The sequence below is a fragment of the Nonomuraea sp. KM90 genome (assembly GCF_052246675.1).
Taxonomy (GTDB): Bacteria; Actinomycetota; Actinomycetes; order Streptosporangiales; family Streptosporangiaceae; genus Nonomuraea.
Genome location: NZ_JBQQCB010000022.1, coordinates 87,765 through 103,973, shown reverse-complemented (window position 1 = coordinate 103,973; position 16,209 = coordinate 87,765). Strand labels below are relative to the sequence as shown.

Here is a 16,209-nt window from a genome sequence, read left to right as displayed (position 1 = left end):
GCGTCCTGACCGGCTGCCGATGACGGGCGCTGGTCGGTGCTCGGAAAAGGACCGGGCACCGACTCATGGAGACGCTCCAGGACTACTTGCAGTGGCTCCAGCCGGACTTCCAGGTGTAGGAGCTCCACGAGCCGCCCCAGATCACGCACTTCTTCGCGGCGGGCAGGCGGATCGGGCCCGCGTACGCCGTGAACTTGCCCGGGTTGCTCGCGCTGGAGCCGCCCTTGACCTGCAGGATCGCGTTCATGCTCATCTTGCTGGGGATCAGCATGCGGGACATCGTGACCACGCAGTTCTTGCCGGCGCTGCTGTTGTACAGCAGGTAGATCGTGGCGTTGCTGCCCAGCGCGTGCGAGTCGACGACCTTGTAGCCGGCGCCGCACACGGCGGTCGGCTTGTACGTGTTCGGCTTCAACGTCGGGGTCGTCGGCCTGGTGGACTTGCCGGTCGCCGGAACAGTTGTCGTGGGGCCCTCGGACGGGCGCGATGTCGGCTCCATGTCCGGCTCGACCAGGGTGTTCGGCGTCTTCTTGGTCTTCGTCGGGGTGGGCGTGGGCTCGGGGTCGGGCCGCTTGGTGGTGGTCTGGGGCCTGGGAGCGTCCGTGGCCGGGTTGGGCACCTGGGCGACGGGCTCCTCGGTCGGCTTCTTGACCTTCTTGGTCTCTTCCGGCTCGATGTCCAGCGTCGGGACCGTGGGGGAATCCTCCGGCGTCGGCAGCACCGGGTCCGCGGTCTGCCCCGGGTCGGTGCTCACGGGGGGCTCGTCCGGCTGGTCGCCGCCCGAACCGCCGCCGTCCGTGTTGTTGGAGGAGTTGCCCACGGCGACCACCGGGACCTCCTGGCTGTTCGCCTGGACGACGACGGCACCGGCGACCACGAGCAGGGCCGCGGCGGCGGCTCCGGACAGGGCGAGCGTCAGGGTGCGGCGCTGCTTGGCGGGGGCCCCGTCACCCGGTCGCGCCGCTCCGGCCGCGCCCGGCCTTCCGGGACCGCCCGGCCCGCCACCGGCCGCGCCGGGTCCTCCCTGCTGGAAGGGCCGGCCTGGAGCGCCGGAGCCCTGTGGGGGCATTCCGGACGCCGCGGCCTGGAGACCGCCGTTGGGGCCGGCCTGCATGGCGGGGCCGCCCTGGGCAGGGGAAGCCGGGCCATGGGCGGAGGGGCCGCCCTGAGCGCCTCCGGGCGGCGTCTGGGCGGCCGCCTGAGGGCCGCCGGGCATCCCGGGCCCGGGCTGGGGCTGGGGCGCGCCGCCGGGCGGCTGGTGCGATCCAAACGGCATCCCGGCCTGCGGACCGCCATGAGGTGTACCGGCCTGGGGACCGCCATGAGGTGTACCGGCCTGAGGACCGCCATGAGGGCTTCCGGGCTGTGGGCCGCCATGGGGCGGGGGTGTCTGCGGTGCGCCGACCTGACCGGGCCCGCTCTGACCGGGGGCGCCGTGGGGCGGGGGGCCGGCGGTGGGGGTCTGTGCGGCCGCGGCGGCGGCCGGGTGGCCGTAGTCGCCGGTCTGCGGCGGGGTGCCCACAGGGTGGGGGCCGGTCGGCTGGGTCCAGGGGCCGGGGTAGTTGTCCTGGCCCGCGGGTGTGGTCCCCGGGTTGCCGCCGGGGCCGTTCGCGGCAGCGCCGGCGGCGGCAGCCGCGGCGGCGCCCGCCTGGACGGCGTTCTGGCCCGTCACCGGCTCGACGGCCGCCTTCGGGGCCGGCTGGCCGGTGAGGTGGACGATGAGCTCGTTGGCGCTGGGCCGCTGCGCCGGGTCCTTCGACAGGCAGGCGGCCACCAGGTCGCCCAGCAGCCCCTCCATCTTCCCGAGCTCCGGCTCCTCGTTCAGGATCCGGTTCATCACCACGGGAATGGAGTCGGCGCCGAACGCGGGCTTCCCGGTCGCCGCGAACACCATCGTGACGCCCCACGCGAACACGTCGGCCGCCTCCGACACCGCGGCCCCGCTGAGCTGCTCGGGCGCCAGGTACGAGGGCGTCCCCATGGCCATCCCCGTGGCGGTCGCGCCGGGGGAGTCGAGGGCGCGGGCGATGCCGAAGTCGATCACGACGGGACCCTCGGGCCCCATCAGCACGTTGGCGGGCTTGAAGTCGCGGTGCAGGATCCCCGCCCGGTGGATGGCCGCGAGCGCGGTGGCCGTACTGATCGCCAGGCGTTCCAGGGCGGCGCCCCGCCGCGGCCCCTCGTTGATCACCATCTCGCGCAGCGAGGGGCCGGGGACGTACTCGCTGACGATGTACGGCCGGCTCCCCTCGAGGTCGGCGTGCAGCACGGGAGCGGTGCAGAACCGGGCCACCCGCTGCGCCACCGCCACCTCGCGCAGGAACCGCGTCCTGGCGTCGGCGTCCGCCACCAGGGCGTTGTGCAGCAGCTTGACCGCGACCTGTTCGCCGGAGTCGCTCTTGCCCAGATAAACAACGCCCTGGCCGCCCTCGCCGAGCCGGGCGACGATGTCATACGTCCCCAGCCGTCGCGGATCGTCCGCCGCCAACGGCTGGAACTGATTCACGTCGGACCCCCATCACAACCCAACAGATGTGGCAAAACGCTACCAGCGAGACCCTTGGGGCGTCTGCCGGACGTGTCAGAAGTTTCGCGTTTTGACGGATCAAGTCAGTGTTTCGTCGCAGGTCGTGTACATCTTGGAACCCAAGGTCACGGCTTGGTGACGGGAGATCGCCCCTTTCAGATCGCCTTACCGGGGTTGAGGATGCCCAGGGGGTCGAAGACGGCCTTGATCCCGCGCTGGACCTCGGTCCCCACCGGCCCGGACTCCAGCGCCAGCCAGCGCTGCTTCAGCAGGCCCACGCCGTGCTCCCCGGTGAGCGTGCCGCCGAACTCCAGCGCCTTCGTGAACACCTCGTCCGCCGCGGCCCACACCTCCGGGGGCGGTTCCACGGTGCCGTGCTCGAAGATGAAGACCGGGTGCAGGTTGCCGTCCCCGGCGTGCGCCACCGTGGCGATCCGCACGCCGTGCCGCACCGCCGCCGCCTCGATCGCGGTGATCATGTCGGGCAGTACGGAACGCGGCACGCACACGTCTTCGACCAGGCACGCGCCCTGGCGCTCCTTGGCCCCGTACGCCAGCCGCCGCAGCCCGATCAGCTCCTCGGCCTCCTGCGGGCTGGAGGACACGGCCACGAAGGAGGAGCCGTTCTCGGTGCAGATCCGCTCCATGCGCTCGACCGCGGCCTGACTGTCGGCCGCGTCGGACTGCCCGATCAGCATGGCCTGCGTCGTGCTCTCCAGCCCGATGTTGCGCCAGTCGTCGATGGCCTCCAGCGTGGCCCGGTCGAGCAGCTCCATGAGCGACGGCTGGCAGCCGGCCGCCATGATCGCCGACACGGCCGCACCCGCGTCCCGCAGCGAGCCGAACTCGGCCGCGAACGTCGCCGGTGGCGCGGCCGGCGCGCGGCGCAGCCGCACCGTGGCGGCGGTGATCACGCCGAGCGTGCCCTCCGAGCCGACGAACAGGCCGGTCAGGTCGTAGCCCGTGACGCCCTTCATCGTGCGCCGGCCGGTGTTCAGGATCCGGCCGTCGGCCAGCACGACCTCCAGGCCGAGTGCCGAGTCCCGGGTCACGCCGTACTTCACGCAGCGGAGCCCGCCGGCGTTGGTGGCCAGGTTGCCGCCGATGGTGGAGATCTCGTACGAGGACGGGTCCGGCGCGTACATGAGCCCGTGCTCCCTGGCGGCCCGGTCCAGGTCGGCGGTGATGACGCCGGGCTCGACGACGGCGATCTCGTCGGCGGGGGAGAGCTCCCGGATCGCGGTCATCCGCGCCAGCGACAGGACGACCGAGCCGTCACCGGCGACGGAGGCGCCCGCCAGGCCGGTGCCGGCGCCGCGCGGCACCACCGGCACGCGGTGCTCGGTGGCCCACTTCATGGTGGTCACCACGTCGTCGCGGGAGGCCGCCAGCACCACGCCGAGCGGCTTGCCGGGTTCGAGGAACGTGCGGTCGCGGGCGTAGGAGTCGATCACGTCCGGGTCGGTCACGACCCGGGCTTCGGACAGAGAGTTCACCAAGGCATCAATCGGTCTCACGCTATGCAGATTAGGCGCTGAACTCCGCTGCCTGCGGTTTGCGCAGTGGGTTCCTTAAGGCCAGACTGCCCGGGTGGAAGTCAGGTGCCCGGTGTGTTCGGAGACTGACCAGGTTGTCGCGGTCCCCGGAGCGGTCGCCGCCGGGACCACGTACAAGATCGGGCGGGTCAGGTTACCGGGCACGCGCGAGGTCGCCGATCTGCCCACCGCGGCGTCGCTGGGCGCGTCGAAGCACGTCATGAGCCGCACGCAGCTCGCGGTCTGGCTGTCGTTCCCCAGCCGCCACTACACGGCGTGGACCAGGAACCAGGGCTACGTCCTGCTCCTGGTGGCGGCCCTGGTGCACCTGGTCGTGTCGCTGGTGATCGCGATGGGGCAGGAGCCGCAGTGGGGCGAGGTGCTGCTCGCCCCGTTCTGCCTGACGGGCCTGTTCTGGGGGCTCGGGCTGCTGAACGTGCTCGGCTCGTACGGCGCCCGCAAGCGTGACACGCAGGAGGCCCCGGCCAGGGAGAAGGCCCTGGCCGTCTGGGAGCGCCTCTATTACTGCGCCCGCGACAACGTGGCGTTCGAGCCGGGGGTCGGCGTCTCGTTCCACCCGAGCGAGACGCGCGAGTACATCTTCGGTTTCCGGAACGGCGGCGGCCCCCGCTGAGCGGGGGCCGGCTCACCTCAGGGGTCAGCCCCGCTCCTCCGCCACCAGCCGGACGCAGACGGCCAGGCCGTTGATGGCCTGCTCCAGCTCGTCCAGTTCGGGGAAGGTGGGCGCGATCCTGATCGTGCGGTCGTCGGGGTCCTGCCCGTACGGGTGCGTGGCGCCGGCCGGCGTCAGCGCGATGCCGGCCGCCTTGGCCCGGGCCACCACCTCGGCGGCGTGCGGCACCTCCAGGCTGATGAAGTAGCCGCCCTTGGGGCTGGTCCAGGTGGCCAGGTCGCCGAGCCGCTCGGTCAGCACCTTGTCCACCAGCTCGAACTTCGGGCCGATCAGCTCGGCGTGCCGCCGCATGTGCGCGGCCACGCCGTCGGCGTCGCGCAGGAACTCCACATGGCGCAGCTGGTTGATCTTGTCGGGGCCGATGGACTGCTTCGAGGTGTTGTGCAGGAACCACTCGACGTTGGCGGGCGAGCCGCCGAAGAACGACACGCCGGAGCCGGCCAGCGTCACCTTGGAGGTGGAGGCGTAGACGAACACGCGGTCGGCGTTGCCCTGCTCGGCGCTGAGCGCCAGCAGGTCGGCCAGCTCGTCGGGGGTGTCGGTGAGGTGGTGCACCGCGTACGCGTTGTCCCAGAAGATCCGGAAGTCCGGCGCGGCCGTCGTCATGGCGGCGAGCCTGCGGACGGTCTCGTCGCTGTAGGTGACGCCGGACGGGTTGCTGTACTTCGGCACGCACCACATGCCCTTGACGCTCGCGTCGGCGGCGACCAGGCGCTCGACGACGTCCATGTCGGGGCCGCCGGCGTTCATCGGGACGGGGACCATCTTGATCCCGAACCGCTCGCAGATGGTGAAATGCCGGTCATAGCCGGGGACCGGGCACAGGAACGTGATCTCCGGCTCCTCGATCCACCGGCGCGCGGCGCCCGGCACCGGGGTGAGCAGCGCGTGCACCACGGTGTCGTGCATGAGGGCCAGGCTGGCGTTGCCCCCGACGACGAGCTGCCCCGCCGGGACCTGAAGCAGCGGCGCGAACAACTCGCGCAGCTCGGGCAGGCCCTGCAGATTTCCGTAGTTGCGCCCGTCGGTGCCGTCGGCCGCCTTGTACGACGCGGGCAGCCTGAGCAGGTCGTCGGAGAGATCGAGCTGGCGCGGTGACGGCTTGCCCCTGGTCAGGTCGAGCGAGAGCCCTCGCTGGACGAGGTCGGCGTAGTCACTCTGTGCGGTCACGATCATCTCCTCCGAGTCGGTCCGGTAACGAAGGATAGAAGATGTCGCCAGGTGGGCCGGTAAGTATCCGCAATATGGACGGCCGCCGGAACGATCAGTCGCCAAAGCTTTCGGCGGCGAATAACAAAGAACGACTTCCCGAGCGGCGATCGTTGGCGTGGAATGGGTAGATCGGGGCAGGCAAAACTCCGCTCTGGAGGGAGCAGCCGTGACGACCGTTCGAGAGACCTCGATCGATCAGGTCAGGCGCCGTCGCACCGGGACCGTCATCGCCTCCTGGATGTCGACGACCGATCACAAGGTCATCGGGTACCTCTACCTGATCACCTCGTTCGGGTTCTTCCTGGCCGCGGGCATCATGGCCATGGTCATCAGGGCTGAGCTCGTCTCCCCGGGCATGCAGCTCGTCACCCAGCAGCAGTACAACCAGCTCTTCACCATCCACGGCACGGTGATGCTGCTGCTGTTCGCCACTCCGCTGTTCGCCGGGTTCGCGAACGTGGTCATGCCGCTCCAGATCGGCGCGCCCGACGTGGCGTTCCCGCGGCTGAACGCGGTGGCGTACTGGCTGTTCCTGTTCGGCGGGCTCATGGTGGTGGCCGGCTTCTTCACGCCGGGGGGCGCGGCAGACTTCGGCTGGTTCGCGTACACGCCGCTGTCGTCGGCGGTGTACTCGCCGCAGGTCGGCGCGGACCTGTGGATCATGGGCCTGGCGCTGTCCGGCCTCGGTACGATCCTCGGCGCCGTCAACTTCATCACCACGATCATCGGCATGCGGGCGCCGGGCATGACCATGTTCCGGATGCCGCTGTTCACCTGGAACGTGCTGCTGACCAGCATGCTCGTGCTGATGGCCTTCCCCGTGCTGGCCGCGGCGCTGCTGGTGCTGGAGTCGGACCGCAAGCTGGGCACGCAGGTCTTCCTCAGCGACAACGGCGGGCCGCTGCTCTGGCAGCACCTGTTCTGGTTCTTCGGTCATCCCGAGGTCTACATCATCGCGCTGCCGTTCTTCGGGATCATCACCGAGGTGATCCCGGTCTTCAGCCGTAAGCCGATCTTCGGCTACATGGGGCTGGTCGGCGCCACGATCGCGATCGCCGGCCTGTCGATGACCGTCTGGGCGCACCACATGTTCCCCACCGGCCAGGTGCTGCTGCCGTTCTTCTCGTTCATGACGTTCCTCATCGCCGTCCCGACCGGGGTGAAGTTCTTCAACTGGATCGGCACGATGTGGCGGGGCCATCTGAGCTTCGAGTCGCCGATGTTGTTCTCGGTGGGTTTCCTGGTGACGTTCCTGCTGGGCGGTCTGACGGGGGTCATCCTGGCCTCGCCGCCGCTCGACTTCCACATCAGCGACACCTACTTCGTCGTGGCCCACTTCCACTACGTGGTCTTCGGCACCGTCGTGTTCGCCATGTTCGCCGGGTTCTACTTCTGGTGGCCGAAGATGACCGGCCGGATGCTCGACGACCGGCTGGGCAAGGTGCACTTCTGGACGCTGTTCATCGGCTTCCACACCACCTTCCTCATCCAGCACGTGCTCGGGCAGTTGGGCATGCCGAGGCGCTACGCCGACTACGGCGTGGCCGACGGCTTCACCACGCTCAACCAGGTCTCCTCCGTCGGCGCGTTCCTACTGGGCGCCTCGACGCTGCCCTTCCTCTACAACGTCTGGAAGACGGCCAGGCGCGCGCCCAAGGTCACGCTCGACGACCCGTGGGGCTACGGCAACTCCCTGGAGTGGGCCACGAGCTGCCCGCCGCCGCGCCACAACTTCACCAGCATGCCCCCCATCCGCTCCGAGCGCCCCGCCTTCGACCTGCACTACCCCCGGGAGGAGACGGACAAGTCTCCCGAGGTGGAGGAGGGCGAGACCCCCGAGGTGCCGCCGCGCCACGACGCACCCGGCTGACCCCCCATGATGTTTCGCCCATCTAAGGAGATCGGCGATGACAGGCACGAAGATCCCCTTCGACCCCGAGACGGCCCCCTGCGGGAAGAGGTCCGGCGGTGAACGCCTCGTCGACGATGACGGCTATGGGCTGGTGATCCGCGACCAGTTCTTCGCGTGCGGCTGCCGCCGGATCCGCCACGAGTACCACGACGGAAGCATCCACCTGTCCGCCGTCCGCCACGACGGCAAGCGGGTGAAGGACCCGATAGAGCCGGACCATGGGAAGTGACGTAAATGATCGATGTGCTCATCGTCGGGGGCGGCGGGGCGGGACTGCGGGCGGCCATCGCGGTCGCCGAGACGGACCCGGCGCTCAAGGTGGCCGTGGTGTCGAAGGTCTATCCGATGCGCAGCCACACCGTCTCCGCCGAGGGCGGCGCCGCCGCCGTGATCGGCATCGGCGACACGCTCGACGAGCACTGCTACGACACGATCTCCGGCGGTGACTGGCTCTGCGACCAGGACGCGGTCGAGGCGTTCGTGGACGAGGCGCCCAGGGAGCTGATCCAGCTGGAGCACTGGGGCTGCCCCTGGAGCCGCGAGAGCGACGGCCGGGTGGCGGTCCGCCCGTTCGGCGGCATGAAGAAGATGCGCACCTGGTACGCCGCCGACAAGACCGGCTTCCACCTCCTGCACACGCTCTTCCAGACCACCCTGAAATATCAGGACATCATCAGGTACGACGAGTGGTTCGTCACCAAGCTCGTCGTCGACGACGGCCGCGTCCACGGCGTCGTGGCCGTCGAGATCAGGACCGGCCGGGTCGAGACCATCCCGGCCAGGACCGTCATCCTGGCCACCGGCGGCTGCGGCAAGGTCTTCCCCTTCACCACGAACGCCGCCATCAAGACCGGCGACGGCATGGCGCTGGCCTACCGCGAGGGGGCGCCGCTGAAGGACATGGAGTTCGTCCAGTACCACCCCACCGGCCTGCCGTTCACCGGCATCCTCATCACCGAGGCGGCCAGGGCGGAGGGCGGCTGGCTGATCAACAAGGACGGCTACCGCTACCTCCAGGACTACGACCTCGGCACCCCCACGCCGACCCCGAAGCTGCGCAGCATGGAGCTGGGGCCGCGCGACCGGCTCTCCCAGGCGTTCGTGCACGAGCAGCACAAGGGCCGCACCGTGGACACCCCGTACGGCCCGGTCGTCTACCTGGACCTGCGCCACCTCGGCGAGGGCAAGATCGACACCCGCATCCCGTTCGTGCGCGAGCTGTGCCGCAGCTACCAGAACCTCGACCCGGCCACCGACCTCATCCCGGTACGCCCGGTCGTGCACTACATGATGGGCGGCGTCCACACCGACATCGACGGCGCCACCCCGATCGCCGGGCTGTTCGCGGCCGGGGAGACGGCCTGCGTGAGCATCAACGGGGCCAACCGGCTCGGCTCCAACTCGCTGCCCGAGATCCTGGTGTTCGGGCGCCGGGCCGGGATCGCGGCCGCGGAGTTCGCCCGGTCGCACCGGCAGGCGGAGGCGGCGGCCGTACGCAGCCAGGGGGAGGACGAGCGGCGGCGGTTGGAGGGCGCGCGCGAGGGCAGCAGGAACGGTGAGCGGATCGCCGACCTGCGCGAGGAGATGCAGCACACGCTCGAAGGGGCGGCCGGCATCTACCGCACGGGGGACGTGCTGACCAAGGCCGTCGACACGCTCGCGGAGCTGCGCGAGCGCGCCGCGGAGGCCCGCGTCGAGGACACCAGCACCACCTTCAACACCGAACTGATCAACCTCCAGGAGCTGCACGCCATGCTGGAGATCGCGCAGACGATCGTGGCCTGCGCGCTGAACAGGCAGGAGTCGCGTGGCGCGCACCAGCGCACCGACTTCTCCGCCAGGGACGACGGCACGTACCTGGCGCACTCGCTGGTGCACCGCGCGCCCGACGGCACCCCGTCCGTCGGGCTGCTGCCCGTGACGATCACCCGCTGGCCTCCGGGAGAAAGGGTCTACGGCCGTGACTGAGCCCGACGCGGTGAGCGGAGTGGGGGGCGCCGCGAGGCGGGCCACCCGCGGAGCGAATGAGGAGGGTGAGGCAACCGATGGACACGGCTGACACCGAGGCGGCACGGCAGGGGGCGGGCACGCGCACCATCCGGATGGAGGTCTCCCGCTTCCGGCCGGGAGAGGACGCCGAGCCCGTCGTCCAGGGTTACGACGTGCCGCTCATGGCCGACTGGGCGGTGCTCGACGGGCTCAACTACATCAAGGACCAGCTCGACGGCAGCCTGTCCTACCGCTGGTCGTGCCGGATGGGCGTGTGCGGCTCGTGCGGCATGACGGTCAACGGCGAGCCCCGGCTGACCTGCGGCACCTTCCTCACCGAGTACGGCGACGGCCCGGTCAGGATCGAGCCGCTGAAGGGGTTCCCGGTCATCAGGGACCTGGTCGTGGACATCGACGACTTCCTGGCCAAGCTGTCATCCGTGCGGCCCTGGCTGATCAGGGAGGGCGAGGAGCCGCCGCTGACCACCGAGTACGCCCAGACGCCCGAGCAGCTGGAGGCGTACAAGCAGTACAGCATGTGCATCAACTGCCTGCTGTGCTACTCGGCCTGCCCGGTGTACGTGCTCGACCCCGACTTCCTCGGCCCGGCCGCCATCGCGCTCGCCCAGCGCTACAACCTCGACTCGCGGGACATGGGCGACCGCTTCGACGTGCTCAACCTGGAGGACTCCGTGTGGGGGTGCACGTTCGTCGGGGAGTGCACGAGGGTGTGTCCCAAGCACGTGGATCCGGCCGAGGCCATCCAGCGTTACAAGCTGAGCGCCGCCCTGCGCTCGGTGCTGCCCTGGAGCAGGCGATGAAGGCGCGGCGCAGGGAGGAGGTCACCCCGAGCGCCGCCGTGCGCACGACCTCGGCCGCCTACCGGCCGCGGCGCGACAACCTGTGGTTCGCCCGGTCGCGCAACTACACCGTCTTCGTGCTGCGCGAGCTGACCAGCGTCTTCGTGGCCTGGTCGATCGTCTTCCTGCTGTTGCTCGTCGACGCGGTGCTCGGCGGGAGCCTGCCGGAGTTCGCGGCGCTGGCGGGCCGGCCCTGGATGATCGCGATCAACGTGGTGGCGCTGGCCGCGACGGCCTTCCACGCGCTCACGTTCCTGAACCTCGCCCCCAAGGCCACCGTGGTGCGCCTGGACGGCTACCGGCTGCCCGCGTGGATGATCCAGGGCGGCAATCACTCGTTGTGGCTGATGATCTCCGCGATCATCGCCTTCTTCGTCCTGCGGGGGTTCCGATGAGGCGCACGCCGGAGCCGTACCTGTGGCTGCTGTTCAGCGGCGGGGGAGTGGTGGCGGCGCTCGTGCTGCCGGTGCTCGTGCTGCTGTTCGGGGTGCTGATGCCGCTCGGGATCCTGGACTGGCCCACGGCCGAGCACCTGAGCGGGCTGCTGGACAACCTGCTCGTACGCCTGGCCCTGGTCGTGGTCGTCGTGCTGTGCCTCTTCCACGCCGCGCACCGGATCCGCTTCACCAGCGAGGAGCTGCTCGGCATCGGCAGATTCGACCTGCTCATAGCGCTGCTCTGTTACGGGGGAGCCATCGCGGGCGGAGTCTTCGCTGTGAGTTTGATGTTCTGATTGTCGTAGTTTGATCACATTTCAACAACGTACTTTACGATGGGTTGACCCACCCTCTAGCGTCCGGCATTGCACACCCTATGGCCATGCAGCCCGGCGATCCCGGGCAGAGAGGGTTCCTGGTGCCCAGCAGAAAGCGCCTGTTAGCAACGTTCCCGGCGGTCGCCCTCCTTGGCGCTGCCCTGTCCGTGCCCCCGGCTCAGGCGACCTCCGTCGCGAACTACGAGCCCGCGGCCTCGGACTTCTACATCAACTACGCTCCTCCGGCGGTCGAGAAGGACACGAAGGAGCCCACGCTCGCCGACCAGAAGTCGCGCTCGCTCACCCCCGCGCAGAAGTACGACCGGAAGTTCAGCAGTGGCAACCCGGCGGCCGGCCGCATTCTCGCCGCCCGCGAGGACCAGGCCATCAGGACCGGCCGCAACCCCGCTGAATGGATCTTCAAGAACTCCGAGCAGACCCGCACGGCCAAGCTCCTGACGGTCCTCGTCGAGTTCAACGAGCAGGCCAACGACGACTTCTCCGGCTTCAACCGGCTGCGCACGGTCAACAGCGCGTCCAACGACTGCGCGGTCGAGCCCCCGGGCACGCTCAAGAACGGCCCGCTGCACAACAACATCCCCGACCCGGCCACGCTGCCGCACAAGGACAACAACTCCTTCTGGGTCAAGGACTTCAGCACCGAGCACTTCAACAAGATGCTCTACACCGACAAGGGCATCACCGAGCGCGTGCGCCCGGACCTGAAGGACCCGCGCGACGGCAAGCCCGGCATCGACATCTCCGGCTTCACGATGAAGAAGATGTACGAGGAGATGTCGAAGGGCGCCTACTCGGTCACCGGCTCGGCGGTCGGCTGGATCAAGGTCCCGCACTCCGAGGCCTGGTACGGCGCGGCGGCCTGTGGCGGCGCGCCCCAGGACATGTCCGGCCACCCGGACAACCCGCTCGGCGCCCAGCAGCTGCCCATCGACACGGTCAACGCCCTGGCCCAGGCCCAGCCGGACTTCCCGTGGGCCGACTACGACGTCGAGGACACCTCCGACGCCGACGGTGACGGCAACCACGCCGAGCCCGACGGTGTGATCGACCACCTCGTGCTCGTGCACGCCGGCAAGGACAAGTCCTCCGACGGCGGCGCCGAGGGCACCTACGCCATCTGGGCGCACTCCAGCGCGGTCGCCGGCGGCTACAAGGTCCCCGGCACCGACAAGAAGATCTCCAACTACATCGTGCAGCCCGAGGACTCCGGCGTCGGCGTCTTCGCCCACGAGTACGGCCACGACCTCGGCCTGCCCGACCTGTACGACACCTCCGGCGCGGCCAGCTCCGCCGTCGACTTCTGGGACCTGATGTCCAGCGGCTCGCACTCGGGCCCGATCTTCCAGTCGATGCCGAGCCACATGGGCCTGTGGGACAAGTGGGTGCTCGGCTGGGCGAACCCGAAGACGTTCAACCCCGGCGACGCCTCCAGGCTCGTCACGGTCGGCCAGTCCTCGCGCACGCCCAAGCTCACCCAGGACGGCATCCGGGTGAACCTGGCCTCCTCGCCGGTCCGGATGATCGACGTGCACAGCGGCGCCAACGCCTGGTGGAGCGGTCTCGACCAGGACTGGGCCAACCTCACGCTGACCCGCGACCTGCCCGTTCCCGCCGGGACCGATCTCAAGCTGTGGATGTGGAACAACTACGAGATCGAGCAGGACTGGGACTTCGGCTTCGTCGAGGTCTCGACCGACGGCGGCGAGACGTGGGCCCAGCAGAAGGTCTACGACGAGGCCGGCAACGAGGTCAGCACGCCTGACGACTACCCGGACCCGTACAAGAACCTCAAGACCTTCGGCAACAAGAAGTACGGCCTCACCGGTGACACCGGCGGCGCCTGGCGGCACGACTACGTGAACCTGACGCCGTTCGCCGGGCAGACGATCAAGCTGCGCCTGGCCTACAACACCGACGCGGCCTACCAGATGCGTGGCTGGCACGTGGACGACTTCGAGCTCACCAACGGCGGCGCCGCCGTGTGGAGCGACGACGTCGAGAGCGACACCGGGTGGAAGCCCGTCGGCGGCACGTTCACCAACACCAGCGGCCAGGGCTGGACCCGCAACAACGGCGAGCGCGAGATCTCCCGCTTCTACCTGGCCGAGTGGCGGAACTTCGACGGCTTCGACAAGGGCCTGCAGTACACCTATGACACCGACTACCTCCGTGAGGGAGCGTGGAAGGTGCAGAAGATGAAGTACAACGCGCCGGGCCTGCTGGTGTGGTACCGCGACTCGACGTACATCAACAACAACGTCGCCGACACCCTCAGGCAGGCGCCGAGCCTCGGCCCCAAGGGCAGCCTGCTGGTCGTGGACTCCCACTTCGAGCCGCTGCGCCGGACCGGCACCGCGGCCGAGAAGGACACGACGCTGCAGAAGAACCTGCCGGGGCGCGCGCAGACCTCCAACGCCGCGTTCGGGTTCGGCAAGACGTACCCGTTCAAGGAGTGCCTGGAGGCGGCGGACGAGCCGTACAGCGAGTACTGCACGGACTTCCCCGCGCAGAAGGGCGTGTCCACCTTCACGGACGCGAAGACCTGGTACCCGGGCATCGAGCAGATCGACGGCGGCCTCTACTTCCGGGACGGCGACGCCTCGGTGGTCGTGCCGTCCAAGGGCGACCAGACCTACTCGACCCGCGTGGTGCACCAGGACGGCACCCCGGCCACGGAGCTGTACGGCCAGGTGGCCGCCGGCTCGGTGCTCGGCACCGGCAACCCCGATGACGAGGGCAAGGCGCTGGGCGTGCAGTTCAAGCTGGTGAGCCCGCTGCCGGGCAACCTGGGCGCCATCGTCCAGGTGGTTCCGCCGAAGAAGTGAATCAAGGGCCGCCGGGGCACCCCCCGGCGGCTCTACGATTGGTGACCATGAGCGAATTGCGCACCAAAGACGAGCACACCGAGGCGATCCGGAGGGATCGCCGGGTGGCGGTGGTGGTGAACACTCGCTCGCGCCGCGGTCGCCGCCACTATTTCGAGGTGATCGAGCAGATCCACAACCTCGGGTTCGAGCCGCTGGCCGAGCTGTCGGTCTACAACCCCAAGAGGCTGCGCGAACTGCTCGACACAGCCCTGGCCACCGATCCCGACCTGCTCATCGTCGGCGGTGGCGACGGCACGCTCTCCTCGGCCGTACGCCACGTCGCCCACCGCGACGTGGCGCTCGGCGTGCTGCCGCTCGGCACCACCAACAACTTCGCCCGAAGCCTGGGCCTCCCGCTCGACCTGGCGGGCGCGATCAGGGTGTTCGCCACGGGCAAGGTGGCCGACATCGACCTCGGCATGGCCGACGACCGGCCGTTCGCCAACCTGGCCAGCTTCGGCGTCTCCGTCGAGGTGGCGGGCAAGGTCAAGCCCTGGCTCAAGCGGGTCGTGGGGCGCCCCGCCTACCCGCTGACGGCGCTGACGATCCTGCCCAACCACCGGCCGTTCCGTGCGTACATCACGGTGGAGGGGCAGCGTCACGAGCTGCTCACCCACCAGCTCAACATCGCCAACGGCCGCTTCCACGGCGGCTGGCAGGTGGCCAGGGACATCAGCATCGACAACGGCATGCTGGTGGCCTACCAGCTCGGCTCGGGCAAGAAGCTGCGCCTGCTCGGGGAGACCCTGATCAGGGCGACGACCGGCCGCTGGCGCAGCATGGCCGGCGGGCCGTTCGTGGTGGGCCGGGAGATGCTGCTGGAGACCGACCCGCCGATGGCCGCCGACGTGGACGGCGAGGTGCGGCTACGCACCCCGATCAGGCTCCGCGTGGTCCCGAACGGGGTGCGCGTCATGGTGCCCGCCGCCTTCGAGGACCGCTGAGCCGGCCCCCTCACGCCCAGGAGAATCCCATTGCTCCTGCCCCTTCTCTCGCTTGAACACGTACAGTAGTCACTCCGTCGCGAGGTGTTCAGGGGCAGGGAAAGTGCGGCGGGGGCGTGCGTCAGGCGTCCGCCAGCCCCCGGTACGCCGGGGTGAGCGGGTGTGCCAGGTCGCCGGGCGGCGGGAAGACCCGCAGGAGCAGGTCGGGCGCGACGGCCGAGGGCCGGCGTTCGGGGCGGTGCGCCGTGGCGCCGGGGGCGTAGAAGTCGGCCAGGCGGTCCGCGAACGGCACGTCCGCCACCGCCAGCGGATCGGCGGCCGGTTCGTCGGCGAGCGAGCCGAGCAGCTGCTCCCGGGTGCGCCCGCGCCAGGCCAGCACCAGGAACGGGTCGTCGTCGAACGACTCGGCCAGCAGGTAGAGCACGGCCGACAGGTGCTTGCAGGGGAACCCCCAGTCGGGGCACGAGCAGTCCATGTCCAGGTCGCGCGGGAACAGGTCGATGCCCATCGCGGCGAACAGCTCCTCGATCTCCGGCGGCATCTCGCCCGCCAGGAGCTTGGCCCGGTAGACCGCCTGCGCCGCGATCGACTCCTCGATGGCGGTCCAGCGGGCCTCGTCGTACGCCTCGATCCGGACCGCGATCGTGTACGGCCGCGGCCGCGAGCCCTGGACGGCGGCCCTGACCTCGCCGGCGGACAGGTCGATGGACAGGACCTGGCCCTGGCGGGCGTAGGCCCGGCCGCGCGCGAGGCGGCCCTTGTCGCAGACGCGCTCCAGGATGTCGATGAAGCGGCGTGACCACCAGGTGGAGCCGATGCTGCCGCGCCGCGTGCGGGCCTTGAGGCCGCCCTCGACCTTGATCGGCCTGCCGCCGTCGTACCAGCCGGGCATGC

13 protein-coding genes are annotated in these 16,209 nt (G+C 69.9%); 9 read left to right on the top strand and 4 right to left on the bottom strand.

Annotated elements, in window-relative coordinates:
- Positions 1-82: 82 nt before the first annotated feature.
- Together ACTWPW_RS23765 and ACTWPW_RS23760 are read right to left on the bottom strand one after the other, a co-directional pair.
- Positions 83-2,506, bottom strand: coding sequence for a protein kinase domain-containing protein (locus tag ACTWPW_RS23765; RefSeq protein ID WP_443169935.1), 2,424 nt, complete (start codon positions 2,504-2,506; stop codon positions 83-85).
- Between the two features lie 176 nt (positions 2,507-2,682).
- Positions 2,683-4,044: an FAD-binding oxidoreductase gene (locus ACTWPW_RS23760; RefSeq protein WP_364117621.1), complete on the bottom strand. Its 1,362-nt coding sequence runs from the start codon at positions 4,042-4,044 to the stop codon at positions 2,683-2,685.
- Positions 4,045-4,135: 91 nt separating this feature from the next.
- Between ACTWPW_RS23760 and ACTWPW_RS23755 the strand changes: the two genes are divergently transcribed.
- Positions 4,136-4,696 (top strand): hypothetical protein, encoded by a 561-nt coding sequence (locus tag ACTWPW_RS23755; protein ID WP_364117623.1) that lies wholly within the window; start codon positions 4,136-4,138, stop codon positions 4,694-4,696.
- 24 nt (positions 4,697-4,720) lie between these two features.
- Here the strand turns inward: ACTWPW_RS23755 and ACTWPW_RS23750 are convergent, their stop codons facing one another.
- Entirely contained in the window at positions 4,721-5,932 is a 1,212-nt protein-coding gene (locus tag ACTWPW_RS23750; RefSeq protein WP_443169934.1) for an aminotransferase class I/II-fold pyridoxal phosphate-dependent enzyme, read from the bottom strand.
- A 202-nt stretch (positions 5,933-6,134) separates the two neighbouring features.
- Between ACTWPW_RS23750 and ctaD the strand changes: the two genes are divergently transcribed.
- From ctaD to ACTWPW_RS23710, 8 genes are all read left to right on the top strand, one after another.
- Entirely contained in the window at positions 6,135-7,838 is a 1,704-nt protein-coding gene (ctaD, locus tag ACTWPW_RS23745) for an aa3-type cytochrome oxidase subunit I (protein WP_375109559.1), read from the top strand.
- A gap of 37 nt (positions 7,839-7,875) precedes the next feature.
- A complete protein-coding gene (locus ACTWPW_RS23740) occupies positions 7,876-8,109 on the top strand; it encodes a hypothetical protein (RefSeq protein ID WP_364117628.1) in 234 nt (77 codons plus the stop codon).
- Positions 8,110-8,114: 5 nt separating this feature from the next.
- Positions 8,115-9,848: a fumarate reductase (quinol) flavoprotein subunit gene (frdA, locus tag ACTWPW_RS23735; RefSeq protein WP_375109560.1), complete on the top strand. Its 1,734-nt coding sequence runs from the start codon at positions 8,115-8,117 to the stop codon at positions 9,846-9,848.
- Between the two features lie 77 nt (positions 9,849-9,925).
- The gene (gene sdhB, locus ACTWPW_RS23730) at positions 9,926-10,690 is read left to right on the top strand and encodes a succinate dehydrogenase iron-sulfur subunit (RefSeq protein ID WP_375109561.1); all 765 of its coding nucleotides are present in this window, start codon (positions 9,926-9,928) and stop codon (positions 10,688-10,690) included.
- A complete protein-coding gene (locus ACTWPW_RS23725) occupies positions 10,687-11,124 on the top strand; it encodes a hypothetical protein (protein ID WP_375109562.1) in 438 nt (145 codons plus the stop codon). Before sdhB ends, ACTWPW_RS23725 begins: the two co-directional genes overlap by 4 nt.
- The gene (gene frdD, locus ACTWPW_RS23720; RefSeq protein WP_375109563.1) at positions 11,121-11,462 is read left to right on the top strand and encodes a fumarate reductase subunit FrdD; all 342 of its coding nucleotides are present in this window, start codon (positions 11,121-11,123) and stop codon (positions 11,460-11,462) included. Before ACTWPW_RS23725 ends, frdD begins: the two co-directional genes overlap by 4 nt.
- An 86-nt stretch (positions 11,463-11,548) precedes the next feature.
- On the top strand, positions 11,549-14,329 hold the full coding sequence (locus tag ACTWPW_RS23715) for an immune inhibitor A domain-containing protein (RefSeq protein ID WP_443169933.1): 2,781 nt from the start codon (positions 11,549-11,551) through the stop codon (positions 14,327-14,329).
- A gap of 47 nt (positions 14,330-14,376) precedes the next feature.
- Positions 14,377-15,315 (top strand): diacylglycerol/lipid kinase family protein, encoded by a 939-nt coding sequence (locus ACTWPW_RS23710; protein ID WP_364117640.1) that lies wholly within the window; start codon positions 14,377-14,379, stop codon positions 15,313-15,315.
- 121 nt (positions 15,316-15,436) lie between these two features.
- Here the strand turns inward: ACTWPW_RS23710 and ACTWPW_RS23705 are convergent, their stop codons facing one another.
- A complete protein-coding gene (locus tag ACTWPW_RS23705; protein ID WP_375109565.1) occupies positions 15,437-16,207 on the bottom strand; it encodes an SWIM zinc finger family protein in 771 nt (256 codons plus the stop codon).
- Between the last annotated feature and the right edge of the window lie 2 nt (positions 16,208-16,209).

Coding starts and splice junctions, on each gene's coding strand:
- ACTWPW_RS23750 (WP_443169934.1), bottom strand. CDS start 5,932: ATGATCGTGACCGCACAGAGTGACTACGCCGACCTCGTCCAGCGAGGG.
- frdA (WP_375109560.1), top strand. CDS start 8,115: ATGATCGATGTGCTCATCGTCGGGGGCGGCGGGGCGGGACTGCGGGCG.
- frdD (WP_375109563.1), top strand. CDS start 11,121: ATGAGGCGCACGCCGGAGCCGTACCTGTGGCTGCTGTTCAGCGGCGGG.
- ACTWPW_RS23710 (WP_364117640.1), top strand. CDS start 14,377: ATGAGCGAATTGCGCACCAAAGACGAGCACACCGAGGCGATCCGGAGG.
- ACTWPW_RS23705 (WP_375109565.1), bottom strand. CDS start 16,207: ATGCCCGGCTGGTACGACGGCGGCAGGCCGATCAAGGTCGAGGGCGGC.
- sdhB (WP_375109561.1), top strand. CDS start 9,926: ATGGACACGGCTGACACCGAGGCGGCACGGCAGGGGGCGGGCACGCGC.
- ACTWPW_RS23715 (WP_443169933.1), top strand. CDS start 11,549: ATGCAGCCCGGCGATCCCGGGCAGAGAGGGTTCCTGGTGCCCAGCAGA.
- ACTWPW_RS23740 (WP_364117628.1), top strand. CDS start 7,876: ATGACAGGCACGAAGATCCCCTTCGACCCCGAGACGGCCCCCTGCGGG.
- ACTWPW_RS23725 (WP_375109562.1), top strand. CDS start 10,687: ATGAAGGCGCGGCGCAGGGAGGAGGTCACCCCGAGCGCCGCCGTGCGC.